The following is a 22,348-nucleotide window of genomic DNA, read 5'->3' as shown; positions in this document are numbered from 1 at the left end:
GGTTTCGATCAGGAGGCCACCATGCCAATCAACGCCAGCTTGATGATCACCCGACTGAAGAGTGACTTGCTGCAATTCGCCGTTCTTGCGGTTTATCTCTACGTTTGCCTGAGTGCCATCATCCTCTATAAAATCACGATTGTAGGCAGCTCTGGTGATGGTTTCTGGCCGTTCGGGCTCCCTGCCCTCAAGGCCTTGCTGTTGGCCAAGTTCATCCTGCTTGGGCACGCCGTCCATCTGGGCGATCGTTATAGCGATCGCCGGATCATCAATGTCATTGCCTCCAAGGCCCTGCTCTATCTGGCGCTGCTGATCACACTCTCGATTCTCGAGGAGATTGTCGTGGGGCTCATCCATGGAAGGACAATAGCCGCATCGCTTTCCGATCTTCTTGGCAAGGCACCCCAGATATTCGCCACCAGCTTCATCATGCTGCTTGTCCTGATCCCCTATCTCGCATCACGAGAGATCAGCTCGGCATTCGAGGGCGGCCTCTGGCGCAAATTGCTCGAAAAGCGCAGCGGATTGCAATCCCGAAACGCGAGCCGGGGCAACACATGATGAGCGGCCTGGCATTGTACGAACTGCCCGTAAGCACATTGTTTTCGTTCGCCGCAACGTCGCTGATCATCGAGCTGACGCCGGGGCCGAATATGGCATACCTGGCTGTCATCGCCGCGAGCGATGGTCGCCGATCGGGATTTGCCACCGTGGCTGGAATTACGCTCGGTCTCGCCGTGGTGGGACTTGCAGCGTCATTGGGTCTGGCGGAAATAGTAACGCAATCTCCCGGCCTCTACGCGGCCCTGCGTTGGGCAGGTATTGTTTTCCTGCTTTATCTCGCCGTCGACGCTTGGCGGGACAGCTCAACTGAGGTTGGTCCCGTGGCAGAACCGGCAAGCAAACATTTTGCGCGCGGCCTGATGACTAACCTTCTCAACCCGAAGGCGGCGGTCTTTTACATTGCCGTCTTACCAACCTTCCTCGACGACGTCTCCCCCACGCTCAGCCAAACCCTGGTGCTCACAACCATCTACCTCCTGGTCGCAACGGCAATTCACTGCGCCATCGTGATACTCGCCGGCTCGCTGGGAGCGGTCCTGAACGAGCCATCCCGCGAGCGTTTCATCCGCCGCTTCCTGGCAATTGTCCTTGCCATTGTCGCCGTCTGGTTCGCATGGACGACACGAAGATGACATTGATCCGATGAGCGCTTGAGGCCAGCTGATCGCCATCGGCCATCGGCACATTTACCGTATCGAATCTGTATATTCGAGCGGACCGTGTTTTCGTTGGATTGCCGTTGTCCTAGTCTTCAGACGAAATGAACATGGAGAACTTCGATGTCAGGCAAAACCGGTAAAATCCTTCTCTTGAGCGGACTGATAGGCCTTGGTTTAACATCCGGCGTAATCGCGGCTTCAATGAAGGAATTGCAAGGCGCGTGGACCATGAACGGTACCGACTGCGCTGATACGTTCAAGAAAGTCGGCAAAAAGATTGAGTTCAAGGACCGCGGCGCCTCAACAACAACCGGCTTGCTGATCGTCGGAAGCAAGGTATCCGGGCCGATGGCGATATGCACCACCCAAAGCGTGCGCAAACAAAAAGACCGTTTGTCCGCTCGGCTCTCATGCACCGATTCAATGATCCAGAGCGATGTCACGGCTACTTTCAAAATCGTCGGCCCCGAAGAATTTCAGCGCTTCGATCCGTTTGGCGACAACATGTATGTCACCTATCACAAGTGCAGCATGTAAGGATCTTGAAAGCCGACATTTCCGGATTCCACCGTTCCTGTCAGGTATTTGCATCTCAGGCGAACGGTTTGTCATCGGGAGGCAATATAAAATCAGAGCCGGATGAAGCGATGATCGCTCCACCCGGCTCTGATTGCGTATTGCTCCCGACAGTTAATATCTGCCCTGGATATCCCGCGGACCCACGATCAGTCCTCAACAGGCTCCCATGTTTTGTCAGGATTGAACGAGGTTATTGTTTTGACTATCTTCGCCGTGTCCGGACCAAGGTCCTTTTGATAAACGGTACCGTGATGACTGACGACAAAGGTCATGATCCCAGTCTCGCCATAGACTGCCGGTGAAGCAATCATGGCATGTCCCGCAATCATGTGGCCGTTGATAACGAAACTGTACTTCCCGCCGGCAATATTGCTGCCTTGCGACGTGAGGATTCGGAATCGATACCCGAAATAACCGTGGTCCGAGCCGGCACTGGCTTCGATTTTGGCGGCATCCCCCAGATTGCCGGCAGGGCTCTCTTCGCCTCCAGCCGATTTCCAATAGAGCCCGTTTTGCTTGCCTTCGTCGCTTATAATTTTCTGGGCAAACTCGAGCACGCCATCGCCCTCGTGGTCCACTTGTGCATAGGCCGCCTGCGCGAGGATTTCATTGCGGCATATGTCGATTGCCTCAAGCTCGTTTTCGCCGATACGACGCGCCAGGACCTCCTCAAGGCCCGCAAGCGTATCGAACCGCCAGCCGCTGTCGTGCTTCATCAAGGGAAACGGAAACGGCCAGGCGAGATTTCCCAGGACCACTTCCTTGCCGCCGTCCTCGCGGTCTTCCATTGCGGTTTGTTCCTTGGACGCCTGCTGAAGTTCAGTCAGGCGCGCGTCGAAATCGTCCGATTTCTTTGCCTCTTCCGGGTTAAGACCCAGCAATTTTGCCAGTGCGCCGACATCCTTTGTCTCAAGATCCTTCTTGAGGGCATCCACCGCTTCGCCGGCGTCCTTGAAGGTCAAGGGTTCAGTGCCGACAAAGCGTTGCAATGACGGTTCGGCTGCGAACGACGGTACAGCCATTGAGATGAGCGTTGATGCAAAAAGTGCTTTCAGAACGTGTCTGGACATTTTTCAAAATCCTTCAAAGGAAACTGCGGTGGTTCTTCATGGTCAACGGCGATGGAAGCGACCGCCGCCGCCAAATCCATGCCTTACGCCTCCACCACCCGCGCCAAGCCTGTCGCCGCCACCGAAGTTACGGCTGAAATTGCCACGCTGGGAGAATTGCCTGACTTCATGGCCCGGAGCATAATTGCCGAATGCACTTGGCTGTCTTGGGCGATGATCGGCACGAGCCGCCATTGTTTGCCTGGGCCGGGTGTTGCCTGCAATATTGCCTTTGGCCGGGTTGGGACGGGCGATATTGTTGTTGGCAGGCCGTGTGGCCGCCCGGTTGGCGCGATCATTTGCAACGTTCCCGCCAACCCGTTCCTTCAGGCCGCTCTGTACGTCGCGGCGAACGTCCGCACTGCCAACTCTTGAGCCGGCGCCGGCGAAACCGGATGTATTTCCGATGCGGTCGCCGCCCTTTACATCGAGACGGTTTCCGTTGTTCTGACGGATATTGTTGGTGATGGAATTTCGGTCGAAATTGAATTTACCGCTGTCAAAGTTGAGGTTGCTGATATTGTTCTTGTCAAAGTGGAAATCATTGCGGTTGAAATTGTTGACATTCACATTGACGTCATTCCCGCCCCATGAATGCCAGTTGTTCCAGTCCACGGCAGCGCCAAAGGCAACACCAGTAACGAAACCTGCCCAGTAAGGCGCATATGGGTAGTAATAGGACGGATACGGGCTCCCGTAGACGATTGGCGCCGCTGCGACATAAGTCGGGCTCGTCAGGATAATCGGATCATACTCCGGAACGTAGGTCACCTCCTTTTTGACAGGACGGATGACAACGTTGCTCTTCTGCTTTTCCACGATGACCTTGTCATTGGACTTGATCACCCCTTGGGAAACCGCCTTGTCCCTCAGCTGCTGTACGGCAACGAGGACATCCTTCTGCTGGTCAACCACGGCAGTCCCGAGTTGCTGGGTCCAGTTCAGGTCGTCATTCATCATTTTGACAACGGTCGGGTAATTGAGCAGCGAGACGATGCTGCCATCCCAAGACTTATCCGGCTTTTGATCCGGTTTGGACTTGGCTTCTTCGAGGAAACGCTCGGCCTGCACGATTTGCAGCGGATTAAGCGCAGCGGACAGCACCAGAGCCACCAGGTCATCCGGATAAAGCGCAATGCGTGCGACAAGCGTTTGCAGTTCGGTGTTCGAAAGCAGCTTGGGTGCTTCAGCGACCGCGGCGGCAGGCGGGGCTGCAGCCGTTTGTGCCTGCGACCACACGGGCGTGATGCCGCCGCAGAACAGCAAAATCGCCGAAGCTGCGATGGCCATCGCCTTTGGATATAGTGACATACTTGCTTCTCCTCAATGAATTGTGTTCGGAGTACGAGCGTTGATATCGATCGGCGACGGCAACCTCGCGACACGAATCGGCACACCTGTGCAATGATGGTGCTGCTGTGCGGTTGCGTGTGATTGACCGTTGCATTGTGCGCAGCGCTCCCATTGGTTATTGGGGAGCATTAGCGTTCAACGGCTCTGTCGGCGTAAGTACGTAACTGTTAATTTTTGCCGAATTTCAGTTTCCGATGTAGGGCTGAGGTAATCCGGAAGCTTGTTCCAGATCGGCGAACTGAGCTAGCGGACCAGGCGTCAACCGGGGGGTGGATATGACACGGATTCTCATCGCGGACGACCATGAGATCGTTCGGCAAGGCGTCAGAGCCATTCTCTCTACGCGGGAGCGCTGGGAAATCGTTGCCGAGGCGGAGAACGGACGCGATGCGGTTGAGCAGGCTCGTGTTACCGACCCCGAAATTGCCATCCTGGATTATGCTTTGCCGTATATCAATGGCGTCGAAGCTGCCCGTCAGATCCGCACCCACAACCCTAAAACCGAAATCCTTATCTTTACCCAACACGACAATGAGGCTTTGCTGCGCAATATTCTTGAAGCAGGCGTTCGGGGATATTTGCTGAAGTCGGATGCAACCCGCCATCTGATCCAGGCCGTGGAGGCGCTGGAACATCGCCAACCGTTCTTCACCAAGGCGGTCTCGGACATACTCGTATCCTCTTACCTCGCAAAATCTGATGCATCGCCGAGCATCCTGACGTCGCGGGAAACGGCAGTCGTCAAGCTTATTGCCGAGGGACACAGCAACAAGGAGACGGCAGCGGTCCTTGGACTGAGCGAAAAGACTGTTGAAAGCCACCGCTCCGCTGCCATGCGTAAACTGGATGCCAAGTCCACGGCGGCGCTTGTCCGCTTCGCGATACGAAACCGGCTCATTGAGGCATGAATTCAGGCATGCCCTTCCGGGTGCGCCGCAGGTTCTCGAGGAAACACCCGATGCCAAACCCTCTGTCCAACCATGCGTCTTCCAGGCGAAACAAGCTGCCGAACGACACGCGCCCGATAGGACAGCGCGCCGCAACTGGCCTGATGCCATTGTCATCTCCTCTGTCAATCCTGTTGGCCTGCGTGGTCGTATTGGGAGGATGTGCCGGCCATCCCAAGGGCGTCATGTCCCCTGTCGCGGTTTCCAACAAAACCGGCGGTTCGACTGTGGACATGCTTGTCGTGACCAGCCGGGTTCCATCTGACGATCCCGCCACGCTGTTTACCGGAGAGCGCAGCCCGCATCCCTATCTGACCGATATCTCGGTTTCGATCCCATCGGACAGCAAACGCAAGGCTGGCACGGTTCAATGGCCCAAGAAACTGCCGCCCAACCCCGATACCGATTTTGCCGTTACGCGTGTCCAGCAGCTCAAATCCGTCGATCAGGCCAGAACATGGTTCCGGGCGCATGTCGTCGGCGGACATGCGCTGGTCTTCGTGCATGGATTCAACAACCGCTATGAGGATTCGGTCTTTCGTTTTGCCCAGATTATCCACGACTCGGGCGCCAAGGTAACGCCGATCCTGTTCACCTGGCCGTCCAGGGCCAGTCTCTTCGATTACAATTACGACAAGGAAAGCACCAATTATTCGAGAGTGGCTTTCGAGCAAGCATTGCGCACGCTTGCCAATGATCCGAACGTCAAAGACATCACCGTCATGGCGCATTCGATGGGGACATGGCTGGCCATGGAGTCCTTGCGGCAGATGGCTATTCGTGACGGCCGCGTTGCCCCAAAGATCGACAACGTAATCCTGGCTTCGCCGGATATCGATGTCGATGTCTTCGCGCGCCAATGGACGGAAATGGGTGAAAAGCGACCCAAATTCACGATATTCGTTTCCCAGGACGACCGTGCGCTCGCAGCCTCCCGCTTCATCTCGGGTGACGTACAGCGGCTCGGGGCCATCAATCCCGCCGACGAGCCCTATCGCAGCAAACTCGAACAAGCCGGAATTACGGTTATCGACCTGACGAAGGTCAAGGGCGGGGACAGCCTCAACCACGGCAAATTCGCAGAGAGCCCGCAGATTGTGCAGTTGATCGGCCAGCGGCTTGTAACCGGACAGACCCTTACCGATTCCAACGTATCACTCGGTCAAGGTGTAACGGCGGTGATAGCTGGGGGTGTCAATGTCGTCGGCAAGGTCGCGGCGACAACCGTAAGTACGCCGATCAACATTCTGGAAGGCCAAAAACACGCTCCGGTCAAATCGGATAAATTCCATGAAACACTGCAAGACCAGGCGCAGTCCCGCGAGCTGAGCTATTAAGCCAACCCATGGCACGTGAACGGTAGAACGGCCCGACATTCCTGATCTTTCACGGCGGCCCATTCTGTCAGTTGCTACTTTGAAAACCGTTATGGTCTAGCCACCCTTTTTGCCGGAACTCACTGCATCGGCGTTTTCCTGGAGCCGCTCCGCCAGCATCGTGTAGGCAACGTAATATTTGTAGATGTTGCCGACATATTGCACCGTTTCCCGGCCGATGATATCCGCGGCCGAATTCTCGACATTGCCGAACCAGATATTCGGATTGAGACTAAGGTCTGCGGCCCTTTTCCTGAACTTCTTCAGGTTGCCCGGCCCTGCATTGTAGGCGGCAAAGGCAAGCAACTCGCGTTCACGCGCATTCAGCCCTGGTTCGTCCAGATAGGTATCCATAAGATAGCGCAAATATTTCGAACCGGCTTCGATGTTGCGGTCTTCGTCCTTATCAATGCCAGCAATCGCAACGACTTTATCGCTTGCGGTGGCAGGGAGCAGTTGCATGATACCGACTGCGCCGCGCGGACTGCGTTTCGATTGGTCGAGCTTGGATTCCTGATAGCCCTGCGCCATCAGCATCAGGTAATCAAAGGAATAGGTCGTACCATGCTTGCGAAAGAGCGTGACCAGTTGCTTGAATTTTTCGACATCGTCGCTTGAGTAAGCGCGCTGAAGAATTTTATCGCTTTTGAAATACGTATTTTTCAGAATATTGCCAAAGGTCGTTCCGACCCGATGCGTCGCCACGAAACGGTCGAGCTCTTTCTTCAACAATGGGCTGTTCTTGCGGATCGCCCAGGCGATCTGGCCGTTACCGGAAATTTCGATATCCGGACGAGCGACAATATCCTTGAAAATCGACGACCAGATTGCGGCCTTGTATTTGTCGACGACGGTGTAGGCCAGAAGATCCGCGTTCACCATTTCAAGAAGATCTTCATCCTCGAGATTTTCGTCCATAATCCGAATGCTTATCTCGGTTTTTCCCTGCGATTTCAAATCGGCATTCAGTTTTGAAAGATGCTCGAAATAGCTGCTCGTCTGCCGCACGGCGACCTGTCTGCCCGAAAGGTCATCGAGATCGACGACGCTTTCGGCAGTAGGTCCCATCACCAGAATTTCGCTTGCTTTGTCGTAAACGGGAACGGTGAAATCGACCTGCTCGAGCCGGGCCGGCGTTATTGTGAGGTTTGCCATCACCACATCACCCAGTCCGTCATTCAATGCATGAATCAGTTCGTTGCGGCCAACCGGGATGAACGCGATGCGCACACGGTCGAGTTCTCTCTTGGCTCCGGCATTGAGCGCCGTCTCGAGCGCAGTGCCGAACTCGACTGCAGTGCCATACTGTTTGCCCTGATCAATGAAATAAATCGTCTTGCTATAAGGGACAAGAATTCGAATGAGCCGCCTCTGCTTCATCCCGTCCAGATCAAGAATGTGGCTTGAGAGGAACTTTGACTCGGCCAGGGCCGGCGCGGCGATGGACAAACAAGCGATCCCGATGAGACCCAGAACAAGCCGGCTCAATGCGTTGCTGAATGCCATTGCTACCCCGCCCATATCAGAATTCATTGACCTTGGTTCAACTTTCCCCGGCCTTCGCGGCATCCGCCGCCTTCTTGCGGTGGATCGCATCGTTCGTGGCCGCTGCGGCGACACTGCCTGAATGATCGTCACCCGCAACCTGCACGGTCGGCGAGGCAAATTCGATGCCGGTCGCTGTAAATGCATCGCGTATCATGGCGTAAGCCCGTCGCCTGATGGTTGATTGATGCCCGGGTTTGGTCATCATGGCGAAGCTCAGATTAATGCCATAGTCGCCGAATGCCTCGACGCCCTTCATCTTCACCGTCTCGATGATGTGCGGACCAAATTCCGGATCTTCCAAGAGCGTTGCGCCCACGGTCTTGACCACCTTTTTGACCTGCGCAATGTCGGTGTTGTAGCTGACTGAAATCAGAAACTTGTCGATGACCCAGTCGCGGCTCATATTCTGGACCGCACCAAGCATGCCGAACGGAACCGTGAAGATCGGGCCACGGTGATGGCGCAGTTTGACGGAACGGATGCTGAAGGACTCTACGGTGCCCTTATAGCTCCCGCTCTGGATGTATTCGCCGACGCGAAACGCATCATCCATCATGTAGAACACGCCGCTGATGACATCCTTGACGAGCGTCTGGGAGCCAAAACCTATTGCGACACCAAAAATTCCTGCGCCGGCAATCAGCGGTCCGACCTCCACACCGAGCCCCGACAGCACCATCATGATGGCAATAACCGCGATGAGTACCGCGAGGAAATTGCGCAGGATCGGCAACAGGGTCAACAGTCTGCCGCTGCGCGCCAGTTCCGCGGCATCGCTGCTTGTTTGCCGGGCCCTCTCAAGCCGATGGTTTATGGAGCTTTTGGCGACGTGCCACAGCATGTCCGCAACAAGGAGAATAACAACACCGCTGAGGACGCCGCGGATCGCTTTGCTGGCCGCGGCATCTTCGGTCAGAACGGTCGGATGCAGACGCACAACCATGGCGAGCCAAATTACGGCCAGTGTTATGATGAGGGCTCGCGCACCGCGATCGACCAAGACTTCGAAAACCGGTTTGCTCTCATCCGCACGATACTGGTCAAACACGGTTTTAACGATTGCACTGGTCGCTCTCAATATGCCGGGCAGGACTATCGCGTAGATGCCGAGCCACAGCAGAATGTTCATGCCAGCAATCCAGAAGAGCCACAAAATGCAGAAGGAAGCGACGAGCAGCCAGCCTCCCGTGCCCATATCCCTGGCGTCACGACGAGGCCCGGGGCGATGCCATACGGCTTCCACCGCCACGGCCAGCAATCCGATACCAATGCAATAGACGATCAGGCTCTTTGTGTCGGCCGGTATCGCCAGCGCCGCCAGAACGCCGGCTACAGCCCATCCGGCGAACAATATGATTGTAAAAGCGCTGGTGCGACGGCTCCAGAACCGGGCGGAGATATCCTCCATCGGAAGAAGCCGGATGTGGGCCTCACCTTTGCCGGGCGCAAGCAGGAGCTGGCTCAGGCAAATGATCATCCGGCATCCGATCAGCGCCAGCAACAGCGGGACGACGAGAGCGTTGAACAGAGGCGGCAATGCCAGGATCAAAAAAGCGCCGAAGCTTACAATGCTGAAAACAGCAATCGGGGCAATTTTTACGAAGGCCGCCTGTGCCAAGTCTTCGTGAAAGATCACCTTGTCGTCCGGCGGCTGGTTTGAGTTCAATCCCGCGGTATTTTTTATCCATTTCCTGAAAAGAACCTCCAGGCCCATCCCGCAGAAAATGGGTATCAGAAGCAGAAACGCTGCGGACCAGAAGCCATATTCGCTGACCTTGGCAGCCAGGATTCTGCCTGCATTCAACAGATCGCCGGGGAGAGCCGGAACGGCATGAATCACCGCACGAAGATGTTCACGTATGCCATTGGTCCAAAGCGTAAAACCGCTTGGAACGCCATCGGTGGCAGGCGCAGGCACTGTCTTCGGTTTGGTGGCAAGCCATGCACGGATTTCCGGATCGTCGAGCAATTTGATCAGTTGCTGGACCTTTTCAGGCGGCATTGCCGCCGCCGCGGGCTGTGCGGCACTGTTCGACCCGGAGGCAGACCATGCGGCGAACATCAATCCGATGATCAGGCAAAGATGGATGGCAGTCCTTTGAGTTGCATTGATGCGCATCACGACCACTCCAGCCGTGCGCCCCGGACAGTTGCCGCAACGGCCTTCGCCATTTGTAAAAGCGGATATACACCTGAACCGACCATTGCCGCCCCCCCCACTGCGCCACACTCCCTGGCTTGATGCCCATCGGCTCAGAACGGCACGCCCCCAAGGTAATACGTGGAAAATTACGGACGCACAGGTCGTTCTAGGTCATTGGGATCAAGCATTGGTTCGGCAGAACGCGCGAACCAATTCTGTCTGGATTGTTGGGATAAATCGGAGGCCACGTCAAAGTTGTTACAGTTACATTGTTGCATTGCCGGAGTGCTCAAAGCATCTTCTTATCAGTAACTTATGCGAGGTAACGGATGAAACGTATAGCCCAGGGCCTTTGTCTTCTCGTCGCTCTGACAGACGTTGCTGCCGCACAGTCATTGCAGGTGCGCATACTTGAGCGCCAGACAGCGCGCGCAATACGGGCGGCAGGATTCTGGTGCAACAAGATCAGCGACGCAAGAATCGATCACGTCCTGTCGGCAGCAGGCCCCACGATTGTGCTGGTAACATGTGACGACAAGACAAGGTTTGCCCAATACAAATTGACAATGACCCCAGACGATAAAATCTCGAAGATCGAAGTTTGGAACTGATTTCAGCACGCCATGTTTCCAGCGGCATAACGGAAGCGTTGAAGCAGCCTCGGTCCAGGCGCTCCGCCGCCGATGTGTCCTCACCCGGTTGCGAAGCGAGCGTCCGTCTTATTCGGAAGCAGCCAGCTGCGTTTTCGGCTTGTGCTGGCCAATCGGTATGGAGAAAGTGATATATCCTGCATCGCCTTCTGCCCGATTGTCCGCCGCAAATTCATGGAAATATTTCAACCGCGCCGCAACCGGTGTTTCTCCGACCTCGAAATTGTATCCCACGGTTGCGCCAATGGCCGCGACACGCCCCTCGAAGCCGCCAAGCACCGCGCCCGCGCCGCTATCGCCTGATATCTGGTCATAATAATATCCGGTCAAACCTGCAGAGAACTTCGGCGAGAAGGTTTTGGAAACTGCCCATTCAATGTGAAGCTCGTCACCCGTACGATAATTCGTTGCAGGGTTTTCAGCGTTGAATGTAACGCCTATCGCGCCGGAGATGTCGATTCCCGATGTGGGATCTATCCAGGATGCCGCGGCATAGACGTCCGCCCCCCAATGGTTGAACGAGAGATTTGCCAGCGCGCCATCGTGATAATCGCCGATCGGAACATTGACCATGACGCCTGTTTGCCAATGGAAGTTACCATGGTGCCATCCGATCATTCCGCTGATAACGGGATCGCCAACAGTGAATATGTCGTCAGACTGGCCCCGTTGGATTGCGGTGCCAAATCGCGGACTGACAATATCAAGCTTTGCCGACGCGCTCTTGTATCCAACCGGCACAGTTGCCGAAAGGCCGAAGTTCCCGCCCAAAATCTCCCAGGGTGTCACCCATATTCCAGTGGGCAGTTCAACAGCCACCGATCCATCAACATCACCGACGACCTTGCCACCCGTCGGAAGACCACGGCCGCCGCCGAGGCTTCCGGAGTATATATAAATGTCATTCTGGAAATAGATTCCAGGAGGCGGAAGCGCGCCGGCGGCAGGGCCGCGTGAACCGAGAAGGTAGAAGCCTGCCCCGCCTTCCGCAGCAAACGCCGCGCCGGCGAAAGCCAGCGAGAGCGTTGCTGAAACCGCGACGATCCGCTTCAATTTATGGTGCGACCACATCCGTACCGGAACGGTGAAGACCCTGTGTACAGTCATTTTAACAGCTCCAATACTGGCAGTTTCCAATACCCATCAACCGCCTTTGGTTTGCGGCCACGGCAACGCGAACAATGAAGCAACAGCCGCGTGCCATTCATGAAAGCATGAACGGTCGCGCTGGCCGCAAGGGCAAGTACGTAACAGTTAATTTGTCGAACTAACGAGAGGAGACGTTGCGTCCAGTGCTCCCCCTTGGGGCCACTGCGGCAGCGCAAGCCCGGCCTTCATCAGGCCGGCACCAAGATTGTCTATAAGGACCGGCGCGTACTGGCGGGCGGCCATTTCGGCGCGAAAAGTCGTCCAGAATTGCCGGTCACGCGATTTGAGCCGGGTGACAACCTCGCCAACCGTTGCCGTATCGCCAACTTGCGCTGCAGCTGCCAACTCAAGAATATTGGCGACATAATCGTCCGAACGGCCCATTTGCTGCACGCGTAAAAGCGCTTCCGCAAATTCACCCCGCCGATATGCGTCGAGGGCCAGGGTCAGACCTGCGTCGCTGTGCGGAACATCATCGATCAGGCCTGCCTTGATCGCCAGTCCGGAACCTTCGGCCCATCGCCCCGCAGCAAAGAGCATTGCACCCAATCGGGCCGGGATGGCGCTATTTTGCGGATTAAGCGCCATTGCCCGATAGCCGGAGACGAAGGCAGCTTCCGTTTGACCATTGCGGAATTGTGCCAGCATTTGCGCGTAGTTGCTCAGCTCCGACATTGGCGCAAGCGATACGGATTTGTTTGCAAGGAGGAGTGCGCGTTCCGTCGAATCATTGGCAATGTCCGGCGCGGTCGACTCCAGCAAAAGTACCGCCAATTGGGCATTCACGTCGGCATCGTTCGGGGCGACACTGAGCGTGGATTCAAGACAGGTCCTGGCTTCCCACATTTCGTTGCCATTGTGCTGTTCGATGGCGACAGCAGCGCGAAGTATACACCCGTTCCCAATGGTCGGGGCTGCCAGTTCCCGCGTCAGTTCCGTGCTGTTGATCACGCCCCGCGCGCCGGCAAAGCGATTGGCCAGATTGGTCACAAGTTCGCGGCGCAAATCTTCATTGGTTTTATTGCCGACAAGAATCTTCTCCACCCCGGATCGCAAAGCCTCGCCGGTGGCAGGATTGACGACCTGCCACCAGACCGCGCGTTCGCTCGCAGTGGAATGATATTTCAGCTTCACATGGTAACGGCTCATGCGCCGGTCCGACGTAAGGAAGGTCACATCTGCCGTCTGCCTCGAAACATCCCGGCCCAAGGCTTGCGGCTGGTCAGGCGCGGACAGTTTGAGCGTATGAAACTGCGACAGGGCAATCATCAGATAGTCGCGAATGAAAACGGCCTCGCCATCGGACGGATCACCGGCGAGTTTCATCTCAATCGCAACATTCGGCTTATCGGAATAGATGGGCCCCCGCGCCAGGAAAGCCCAAAGGCCAAGGCATCCGGCAGCGATCGGCAAACCGAGCAGCAGTAAATTTCGCAGGGAAACGACTTTCGCAGGTTTAACGACATGGGGTGCATATTCTTTGACTGCGGCATCCTCTGCCTGACTGGCGCCGCTCGCCAGCTCCGCTATTCTTGAGAAAACGGGGATGTATCGCCCCCGCGGCAATTCAATGTGCACGCTTCCAATGTCCGTGCGCGCCTCGTAATACTGAACCAGCGACGCACGAAGGCGCGTGGCTTCTATTCTGACGATGGGATCGGTGGAGGGATCGAAACTGGACGGACGGCCGAAAACATCAACGGCGATGGTATAGGCCTTCACCGAGGCTGAGTTGCCTTCGAAAACCGCGTTGGCGACGTATTTCAGAAAGTTCCTGTTGCGCTCCGTGGAATGAAACTGTGCATCCGATAGAAGCCGTTCCAGCTCTACTTTGGCATCTTCATCGGTTACTCCTGCGGGTTTCCGCGCGTCGACAACCTCGTCAACGTTCATTGCACTCATCCCCCATGAAAAACAACAAAGTACAGTTAGAGTGTATTTTATACTCGCGGTATAGGGGGAAACCCTTGGTTCAAACAGTGAATTCCCTTAATATTCAAACGAAACAATATAATTCTTAATTACAGCACACGCCGCCTAATCATTTGTAATTACTCATCGCCAATTTCAGCAGCAAAACCTAGATCACATCATTTTTGATTCACTGAAACGCACATCTTGATGACTTCTTCTTCAAGTTCCGTGCAAAGATCTTGGTACTCCGCAATCAATTTGATATCGCTTGATCCATTCCTTCGCAACAAATCCAGCATAGAGCTTGCGTCGTTGTATGCCTCGCATAAACTCAGCAATGTGGTATTCCGCGCACTGAGAACCTGGAGCTTGCCGCGCAACGCGGGCAGCTTGAGCATCAGTTTCCACAGTCCCCGCCGTTCCGATACCTCCGACATGGCTTTGTCTGGTCTCGCTCCCTTTGATGACCCTCCAATTATCGCGTCTGGATGAGACGTCGAAGCAGCCCGTTGTTTTCCGGCGGCTTTGTCATCCAATGCAATGAGGAGTGGCAATGCGTGGTGGTCAACACCCTGGTCGTGTTTCACCGGCGTCAATTTCCGGCGTGCTCTTGGCGAATGCTTGAAGCCATCATCGATATCCTGGAGCGATCAGCTAAGTACGTAACGGTTACAAGACCACCGCGTCTCGCTTGCCCTTTGCCGTTCCGGCATCGCCTTCGATACACCGGCGGGCGTCAGATCTCGTCTTCCGAACGGCGTCATCGTCGACTGCCTCCATCCGTATCAACAGACGCGTATGCGCGATTGTTGTGTTCGGAAACGCCCGGATCGGGATTTGTTACTGTAACGTACTTCAGTCAGCCCTTCTTCTTCTTGATGCTGCGCTCGATGCATGTGGAGGCGAGACAGGATGACCGTGGCAGTTCAACGGGAAGATGTAAGCGAGCCGTCGATATCCGAGGACGGTCTTGTCTGGATAGCTGGCAAGACCTTCACCATGGGTTCCGACAAGCACTATGCCGAAGAAGCTCCAAGCCACCCGGTCCGGGTCGACGGCTTCTGGATCGACGCCGCACCTGTCACCAATAGGCAGTTCGGGGAATTCGTTGCAGCGACTTCCTACGTTACGCTTGCTGAAAAAGCGCCAGACCCGAAGGACTATCCCGGGGCGTTGCCACACATGCTCAAGGCAGGGTCGCTCATGTTCGATCCTCCCAGCGAACCGGTCACCAGCTCGGACATAAACCAATGGTGGACCTTCAAATTCGGCGCCGACTGGAAACATCCATACGGGCGCAAAAGCGATTTGAAACGGAAACTCGATCATCCGGTCGTCCACGTTGCCTGGTGCGATGCCAAGGCCTACGCCGACTGGTCTGGCAAGGATCTGCCGACTGAGGCTGAATGGGAACTTGCCGCGCGCGGTGGGCTTGACGACGCTGAATTTGCCTGGGGCGACGAACTTGCACCGGACGGCCGACTGATGGCGAACACCTGGCAAGGTATTTTTCCCCACCACAACCTTCGCTCGAAAGGAAACGACCGGACCTCCCCCGTCACGAGCTTCCCGCCGAACGGCTATGGTGTCTACGACATGATTGGCAATGTTTGGGAATGGACGAGCGATTTCTGGTCGACGCGCCATCCCGAACCTGCAGCCAAGGCGTGCTGCATCCCTGTCAATCCCCGCGGCGGTGCGATCGAAATGAGCTATGATCCGCGGCAGGCTGCAATCCGGATACCGCGAAGGGTCCTCAAGGGCGGCTCGCACCTTTGTGCCCCGAATTACTGCAGGCGTTACCGTCCGGCGGCCAGACACGCCGAGCCGGAAGACACCTCCACCAGTCATGTTGGCTTCCGGTGCGTCAAGCGCCCTTGATTGCCTAGAATGGAGCACTCCATGATCAGACTTGCCAGGCTCGCCGGGCTGTTCGCAGCCATTCTGATTGCCGCTGTCCCAACACTGGCGCTCAGCCAGGATGCGCTGCCTTCGTGGCGCGAAGGCCGCGCGAAAGCTGCAATCGTCGCATTCGTTCAAAAGGTGACGACGGAGGGAACGAGTTTCGTTCCGGTTGCGGATCGCATTGCCGTTTTCGATAATGACGGAACCCTCTGGTCCGAGCAGCCATACTATTTTCAGCTCGGTTTCATGATCGATCGCGTCAAGGTTCTCGCTCCGGAACATCCGGAATGGAAGGAGAAGGAACCATTCAAATCCATCCTGGAAGGCAATCTTGCAGGCCTGGCCAGCGCGGGCGAAAAGGGCATTGTCGAACTGGGTATGGCAACGCATGCGGAGATGACAACGGACGAATTCTCCAAGATCGTTACCGATTGGTTCGCGACGGCAAGACACCCAAAGTTCAAGCGCCCTTACAATGAAATCACGTTCCTGCCGATGCGCGAACTTCTCGACTACCTGCGGGACAATGGTTTCAAAACCTACATCGTCTCCGGCGGCGGTGTCGAATTCATGCGTCCGATGACGCAGAAGATGTACGGAATTCCGCCGGAACAGGTGATCGGCAGCAGCATAGAAACCAAGTACCTCCTGGAGGGTGACACGCCCGTCCTCACGCGTGAACCGAAAATCGACTTCATCGACGATGGCGCAGGCAAACCCGTCGGCATCAACAAGTTCATCGGTCACCGCCCGATCTTCGTTGCGGGGAATTCCGACGGCGACTACGAAATGCTGCGTTGGGCAACGGCAGGCGACGGCCCTCGATTTGGGATGATCGTGCACCACACAGACGCAGACAGGGAATACGCCTATGATCGCGACTCCCACTTCGGCAAACTCGACAAGGCTTTGACAGAAGCCGGCACCCGCAACTGGCTGCTCGTCGATATGAAGGCCGATTGGGGCAGGATTTACAGCTTCGAAGATCGATGATCTATTTCGGCACGGAAAACGTCAGCAACCCGCGGCATCTACTGGAGGGAATTGATGAACTGGATTCATGAAGTTTTTCGCCAATCACCTGAAATCGCGCTTTTCCTGTCGCTGGCCGGCGGTTACGCGATTGGTAAGATCCAGTTCGGCAAGTTCCAGTTGGGCGGCGTTGCAGGGTCTCTTCTCGTCGCGGTTTTGATCAGCCAGGTCGGAGTCTCCGTTGACAACGGGGTCAAGTCGGTTCTCTTCGCACTGTTCATCTACGCGGTCGGTTTTGAAAGCGGCCCGCAATTCTTTCGCTCGTTAGGCCGCCAATCCTTGCGCGAAATTGCCATGGCTGTCGTTCTCGCCGTCAGTGGTCTTATTACCGTTGTGGTGCTTGCCCGGATGTTTGGTCTCGATAAGGGGCTGGCAGCGGGCATCGCATCCGGCGCGCTCACGCAATCCGCTATTATCGGCACGGCAAGCGCGGCCATCGGCAAGCTTGGTCTGGCAGCAGACGAGGTGCAGAGACTGCAAGGCAATGTGGCTGTCGGATATGCGGTCACCTACATCTTCGGTTCTTTCGGCGCCATCATAGTCTGCGTCAATATTCTGCCAAAACTCATGGGCCGCAGCATCAGAGACGATGCGATCAAAGCGCAGGCAGCGCTGCTGGCTGGCGCACAAATGTATGGACCGGGAGAACACCCGGCTGCACCCGATCTTGTTGGCCGCATCTATCGTGTGGGCAAGGCAGCAGGGCGGACCGTTGCTGAGGTTGAGAATGCCGGCGCGAGCGACGCGACCTTTACAATCGAACGGATCAAGCGAGCCGGCGCACTGATCGGCGTGCAACCCAATCTCACGCTTCTGGCCGACGATATCATCCTTGTTGTTGGCAGACGGGCCGGCGTCGTGAATGCGGCCGAAGCAATCGGAACCGAATTGCAGTCGTCCGAGGGCATGGATATCGTTGTCGTCACACGTGACGTGACAATCAACAGCCCGGCATTCATCGGCAAGACCGTGGGCGAGATCAAGAAGGCCGCGACGGCGGATTTGCGTCACGGCATCTACGTGACGGGCATCAAACGTGCCGACAAACCCCTGCCGCTTGATCCCGACACCAGAATTGAGCCTGGCGATGTCGTCACTCTCTATGGCACGGATCAGGATTTGCAACGCGCGTCCAGATCGATCGGCACGGTCATTCTGCCGAGCGACAAGACGGATTTCGTCTTCCATGGATTGGGCCTGGTTGCCGGCCTGCTTGTCGGCCTGATTGTCCTTCGTATCGGCTCCATACCGTTGACGCTCGGCAGCGGCGGCGGCGCTTTGCTGTCCGGTCTTCTCTTCGGCTGGTATCGCAGCCGAAACCTCGCGATCGGCAATATGCCGACCGGCGCATCGACGCTTCTGCGCGATCTCGGGCTGGCAGGTTTTGTTGCGGTCGTGGGACTTCAATCCGGCCTGCAGGCGGTGCAAACGATCGCAACGAGCGGCCTTTCCATTTTCCTCATCGGCGTCGTTGTGACGATCCTGCCGTTGATCATCACCATGCTGTTTGGCCGCTATGTCCTGAAATATGACAATACAGCTATTTTCGCCGGTGCCCTTTCCGGCTCACGCAGCGCCAACCCGGCCTTCGGGGAAATTCTCGACAAGGCTGGAAATTCCATTCCCACGGCACCCTTTGCCATAACCTACGCCCTTGCCAACGTGTTCCTGACCCTGCTCGGCCCTCTGGTCGTCGCATTTGCTTGAGGAGACAATCATGCCCCGCACCGATTACAGCCAATACGCCAAGCTCAGCCCCTTCGAATTGAAGGATGCCCTTATCAAAGTTGCCTCAGCGCGGGAAAACCGGTTGATCCTCAATGCCGGACGCGGCAATCCGAACTTCCTTGCAACTTTGCCGCGGCGCGCCTTTTTCCGTCTCGGCTTGTTTGCGGTTGCCGAAGCAGAATTGTCCTTTTCCTATATGCAGAATGGCGTTGGCGGTCTGCCGAAGATCGAAGGGATCGAAGCCCGTTTCGAGCGGTTCATTTCCGAGCATCGCGCGCAGCCCGGTGTGGTTTTTCTGGGACGCGCCCTCAGCTATGTGCGTGACCAGCTTGGCCTTTCAGCCTCCGACTTCCTGCACGAGGCTGTCGAGGGGATTCTCGGCAGCAACTATCCGGTGCCGCCGCGCATGCTTCGAATAAGCGAAGAGATCGTCAAGCACTATATCGTCAAGGAAATGATCGGCGGGTTCCTGACCTCAAGCGATATCGATCTGTTCGCGACCGAGGGCGGAACGGCTGCGATGACGTACATCTTTAACTCGCTGAAACAGAACAAGCTCATTGCGGCCGGCGATAAAGTCGCAATCGGCATGCCTGCCTTTACCCCCTACATCGAAATACCTGAACTGAACGATTATCGGCTGAAGCAGGTTCACATCAATGCCGATCCCGGTGCGGGGTGGCAGTATCCCGACGAAGAACTGGACAAGCTTCTCGACAAGGACATCAAGATCTTCTTCTGTATCAATCCAAGCAATCCTCCATCGGTCAAGCTCGACACCCGGAGCCTGGAACGGATCACAAAGATCGTCACGGAAAAGCGCCCCGATCTGATGATCCTTACGGATGATGTCTACGGCACCTTTGCCGATGACTTTAAATCTCTCTTTGCCACCTGCCCGGCCAACACACTGCTGGTTTATTCATTCTCCAAATATTTCGGCGCAACCGGCTGGCGTCTGGGCGTCATTGCGGCCCAGCAGGGAAACATCTTTGACGCAAAATTGAAGGCGTTGCCAAAATCGGACCGCAAGGAACTGGAAGAACGGTATTCGACATTGGTGCCCGATGTGTCGAAGCTCAATTTCCTCGACCGGCTGGTTGCCGACAGCCGCACCGTGGCGTTGAACCACACCGCCGGCTTGTCGACACCCCAGCAGATCCAGATGGTCCTGTTCTCGCTCTTTGCGCTCATGGATGAGAGCGATGGCTACAAGGCGGAGCTGAAGAAACTCATCCGCCGCCGCGAGGCCGCTCTTTATCGTGAACTCGGCCTGTCACCCCGGCCGGACGAGAACGCGGTCGACTACTACACATTGCTCGATCTCGAAGACATTACCAGAAGACTATATGGCGATGCCTTTGCCGATTGGGTCAAAAAGAATGTCGCGCCCACCGAGCTCCTGTTCCGCATTGCCAACGATACCGGCATCGTCCTCCTTCCAGGCAGCGGTTTCGGCACGCGTCAACCCGCAGGGCGTGTGTCGCTGGCCAATCTCAATGAATATGAGTACGCCAATATCGGACGTTCACTCCGCCAAATGGCGGACCAGATTTACGCGGACTTCACGAAAAAACCGAAGAAATAGACCTTATTCAGCAAACCGCGATCTCGCTACACCTAGCCAGGCACCTGTACCGAGATCGTCGTGCCCTGTTTGTTTGTCGAGATATCGAGCGTGCCGTTCAACGGACGAAGGCGCGCCTCCATGCCGGACAGGCCAACACCTATGCTAACGCGCTTCCGTCGTTCGATGCCGACACCATTGTCTCTCACCGTCAACGAAAGGCGCGAATCTGTCGTCGTGCTGTTCCGGACGAGCCTGATGACAGCTTTTGTCGCCTTGGAATGCCGGTAGATGTTGGTCAGGGCTTCTTGCACAATGCGAAAAAGCGCAAGTTCGACACCCGCCGGCGGCCGTTTTACGCCAAGAACGGGATCGACCCGCAACTCGATGTCCATGCCGCTTCGTTCCTCAAATCCTCCGATGAGGAGCTCCAAAGCATTCGGCAGCCCGGATTCATCCAGCATGGGAGGATGCAGCAGATAGGAAAGCGTCCTCAATTCATTGTTGCTGAGCGAAATCAGTTGGGCCGTGCGGGACAATGCCGACGACGATTCCGTGTTAAGCTCTGGCAGGGTGGATCGAAGATTTTCCAGTTCCATGGCCGCGCCAGTCAGATGCTGACCCGTCGAATCGTGCAGGTCTCTTGCAATGGAACGCCGCTCTTCATCCTGCGAAACGAGAAGCCTTTCGCCAACCTCCCGGAGCGATTGGTTTGAGTGCAGCAAGGCGATTGAACGACTGCGCGCGAGCCATGCCGTCGTTATAAAGGCAGCCAATGCCGTCCCCAACACCAGGCTGTAGATGCGAACCGATTGCCGCCAGCCCTCCATCAGGGCGTTTTCATCGATTCCGTATGTGACATAAAACGGGAAGTCGAGAATTTTTCGGTAAGCGACGATGCGGTCGATGCCTTCCGACGACGTAACATGATGAACTTCGCCCGACTCCGGGTTCCTGGCAATTGCCGCCGCAAACCATGCCGGCGCGGCGGCACTCCCCTCCCAGAACGGAACATTCACCACGACGTCGCCGTTCACACGCAGCAATTGGGTGGCATCGGTTTGGGAGGCAGCGCCATTGAACAATCTTGAGAAATAATCGATGGGCATTGTGATCAATATCAAGCCATCGAACGTGCCGTCGGGACGGCGCACCGCTTTGCTCATGGTCAAAGACGGCTTTCCATACACGCGGCCAATCAACGGTTCGCCCATGAACGTTACGTCCGATGTATCGCCGCGATGGAAACGGAAGTAATCCCTGTCGGATACATTCAGGGACTTGGCCGGAAAGCCTTCGCTGTAGGATACGAGCAAACCCTCAGCGTTCACCAGCGCAATAACGCCGGAGTGTTTCAAATACTGTTTTTGCGTTGCCAAATGTTGTGAAACCCGCGCTGAACCGGCAATTTCGGCCCAGGGGATCGCACCGACTTCAGTCGTAATGTCGTTCAGCACCATGTCGTTGGCTTCCAGAATCTTGCTGACATAGGCTTCAAGCAAAGCAGTTTTCTGGCGCAACTCGATTTCCGCCTGGGAGATTATCCTTCCCCGGCTTTCAATAGCGCCGACGACGAAAACCATGACGATAACAAAAACGCTTAGCAGCATAAAAAAGCCGTAAGACGACAGCGGCAATGCCGACGTATCGGCGCGAGTGCCGTTCGAGAGTGCGTTTCCGCGTGGCGCTATCAAGCCGCAACGTCGAAGCAGATCGGGTATCAGTTTAACGCTCCAGCGGTCGCCATGTCTGCGCAATATCCTCAATTGTCATATCCGAACAAAATCATGGGAGCTTTCGTGATTCGATGTCCCTTGCTGCCTCTATAAAGTAGATCTATCCGTATATGAAAATATTACATTATAAAGCGGCGGCGTTAATCAGCACAAAATTTATTATGAAGTCTATACATAATTAAGCTGATAACCCTTACTGGTGAAAAAGAAACATCTTCCAGTAAATACAAAACAGTACCAACCGAGATTTACTGCCACAAAAGCAATATCCCTAATTGTGGGTTGGCAGGAATCCGTACTGTCTTCCCATCTCCGGAGCGAGATGGATTACCTTCGCGCTTCAACCCGTTCCCAGCTCTTGTCGGGAACGAGGGTCGTGACGCCGGCCA

Annotated in this window: 17 protein-coding genes; 9 read left to right on the top strand and 8 right to left on the bottom strand. The window is 55.8% G+C overall.

The genetic code is table 11. The features are described 5' to 3' along the window. The first annotated feature begins 21 nt into the window (after nt 1–21). The 3 genes from ACIQWS_RS16395 to ACIQWS_RS16385 all read left to right on the top strand — a co-directional run bounded on the left by ACIQWS_RS16395 (nt 22) and on the right by ACIQWS_RS16385 (nt 1,760). Nucleotides 22–561, top strand: a complete 540-nt coding sequence (locus tag ACIQWS_RS16395) for a hypothetical protein (RefSeq protein ID WP_346307738.1) — start codon at nt 22–24, stop codon at nt 559–561. Further along, nucleotides 558–1,196 carry a LysE family translocator gene (locus ACIQWS_RS16390; protein WP_403181518.1) on the top strand — a complete coding sequence of 213 codons (639 nt, stop codon included), beginning with the start codon at nt 558–560 and terminating at the stop codon, nt 1,194–1,196. Before ACIQWS_RS16395 ends, ACIQWS_RS16390 begins: the two co-directional genes overlap by 4 nt. A gap of 147 nt (nt 1,197–1,343) precedes the next feature. Beyond that, complete coding sequence (locus ACIQWS_RS16385) at nt 1,344–1,760, top strand: hypothetical protein (RefSeq protein WP_223616054.1); 417 nt, start codon at nt 1,344–1,346, stop codon at nt 1,758–1,760. A 188-nt stretch (nt 1,761–1,948) separates the two neighbouring features. On the opposite strand, the gene ACIQWS_RS16380 is transcribed toward ACIQWS_RS16385, so the two are convergent. Beyond that, nucleotides 1,949–2,764, bottom strand: a complete 816-nt coding sequence (locus tag ACIQWS_RS16380; protein WP_403181515.1) for a DUF2950 family protein — start codon at nt 2,762–2,764, stop codon at nt 1,949–1,951. Between the two features lie 150 nt (nt 2,765–2,914). Beyond that, nucleotides 2,915–4,222 (bottom strand): DUF3300 domain-containing protein, encoded by a 1,308-nt coding sequence (locus ACIQWS_RS16375; protein ID WP_403181511.1) that lies wholly within the window; start codon nt 4,220–4,222, stop codon nt 2,915–2,917. A 317-nt stretch (nt 4,223–4,539) separates the two neighbouring features. On the opposite strand from ACIQWS_RS16375, the gene ACIQWS_RS16370 reads away from it, so the two are divergent. Together ACIQWS_RS16370 and ACIQWS_RS16365 are read left to right on the top strand one after the other, a co-directional pair. Then, nucleotides 4,540–5,172: a response regulator transcription factor gene (locus ACIQWS_RS16370; protein WP_346307742.1), complete on the top strand. Its 633-nt coding sequence runs from the start codon at nt 4,540–4,542 to the stop codon at nt 5,170–5,172. Between the two features lie 143 nt (nt 5,173–5,315). Further along, nucleotides 5,316–6,548, top strand: coding sequence for an alpha/beta hydrolase (locus tag ACIQWS_RS16365; RefSeq protein WP_403182522.1), 1,233 nt, complete (start codon nt 5,316–5,318; stop codon nt 6,546–6,548). 96 nt (nt 6,549–6,644) lie between these two features. Here ACIQWS_RS16365 and ACIQWS_RS16360 read toward each other — a convergent pair whose 3' ends face one another. The 5 genes from ACIQWS_RS16360 to ACIQWS_RS16340 all read right to left on the bottom strand — a co-directional run bounded on the left by ACIQWS_RS16360 (nt 6,645) and on the right by ACIQWS_RS16340 (nt 14,578). Then, nucleotides 6,645–8,207, bottom strand: a complete 1,563-nt coding sequence (locus ACIQWS_RS16360) for a transglycosylase SLT domain-containing protein (RefSeq protein ID WP_403181506.1) — start codon at nt 8,205–8,207, stop codon at nt 6,645–6,647. Further along, a complete protein-coding gene (locus ACIQWS_RS16355; RefSeq protein ID WP_403181504.1) occupies nt 8,131–10,254 on the bottom strand; it encodes a mechanosensitive ion channel family protein in 2,124 nt (707 codons plus the stop codon). Before ACIQWS_RS16355 ends, ACIQWS_RS16360 begins: the two co-directional genes overlap by 77 nt. 743 nt (nt 10,255–10,997) lie before the next feature. Then, a complete protein-coding gene (locus ACIQWS_RS16350) occupies nt 10,998–12,035 on the bottom strand; it encodes a transporter (RefSeq protein ID WP_403181501.1) in 1,038 nt (345 codons plus the stop codon). Nucleotides 12,036–12,182: 147 nt separating this feature from the next. Further along, nucleotides 12,183–13,970, bottom strand: coding sequence for a hypothetical protein (locus ACIQWS_RS16345; RefSeq protein WP_403181498.1), 1,788 nt, complete (start codon nt 13,968–13,970; stop codon nt 12,183–12,185). A gap of 197 nt (nt 13,971–14,167) precedes the next feature. Continuing rightward, nucleotides 14,168–14,578, bottom strand: a complete 411-nt coding sequence (locus tag ACIQWS_RS16340) for a hypothetical protein (protein WP_403181495.1) — start codon at nt 14,576–14,578, stop codon at nt 14,168–14,170. A 325-nt stretch (nt 14,579–14,903) separates the two neighbouring features. Between ACIQWS_RS16340 and ACIQWS_RS16335 the strand changes: the two genes are divergently transcribed. The 4 genes from ACIQWS_RS16335 to ACIQWS_RS16320 are packed head-to-tail and all read left to right on the top strand — an operon-like array spanning nt 14,904 to nt 20,244. Beyond that, nucleotides 14,904–15,872, top strand: a complete 969-nt coding sequence (locus ACIQWS_RS16335) for a formylglycine-generating enzyme family protein (RefSeq protein WP_403181492.1) — start codon at nt 14,904–14,906, stop codon at nt 15,870–15,872. A gap of 21 nt (nt 15,873–15,893) precedes the next feature. Further along, complete coding sequence (locus ACIQWS_RS16330) at nt 15,894–16,889, top strand: HAD family hydrolase (RefSeq protein WP_403181488.1); 996 nt, start codon at nt 15,894–15,896, stop codon at nt 16,887–16,889. 54 nt (nt 16,890–16,943) lie between these two features. Next, entirely contained in the window at nt 16,944–18,635 is a 1,692-nt protein-coding gene (aspT, locus tag ACIQWS_RS16325; RefSeq protein ID WP_403181485.1) for an aspartate-alanine antiporter, read from the top strand. Nucleotides 18,636–18,645: 10 nt separating this feature from the next. Continuing rightward, nucleotides 18,646–20,244 carry a bifunctional aspartate transaminase/aspartate 4-decarboxylase gene (locus ACIQWS_RS16320; protein ID WP_403181482.1) on the top strand — a complete coding sequence of 533 codons (1,599 nt, stop codon included), beginning with the start codon at nt 18,646–18,648 and terminating at the stop codon, nt 20,242–20,244. Nucleotides 20,245–20,276: 32 nt separating this feature from the next. On the opposite strand, the gene ACIQWS_RS16315 is transcribed toward ACIQWS_RS16320, so the two are convergent. Then, a complete protein-coding gene (locus tag ACIQWS_RS16315; protein ID WP_403181480.1) occupies nt 20,277–21,989 on the bottom strand; it encodes a histidine kinase in 1,713 nt (570 codons plus the stop codon). Nucleotides 21,990–22,348: the final 359 nt, after the last annotated feature.

The sequence above is a fragment of the Phyllobacterium sp. NPDC097923 genome (assembly GCF_044760925.1).
Lineage (GTDB): Bacteria > Pseudomonadota > Alphaproteobacteria > Rhizobiales > Rhizobiaceae > Phyllobacterium > Phyllobacterium calauticae.
Note: the sequence above shows the minus strand (reverse complement) of the source record. Positions and strands in the feature narration are given on the sequence as shown.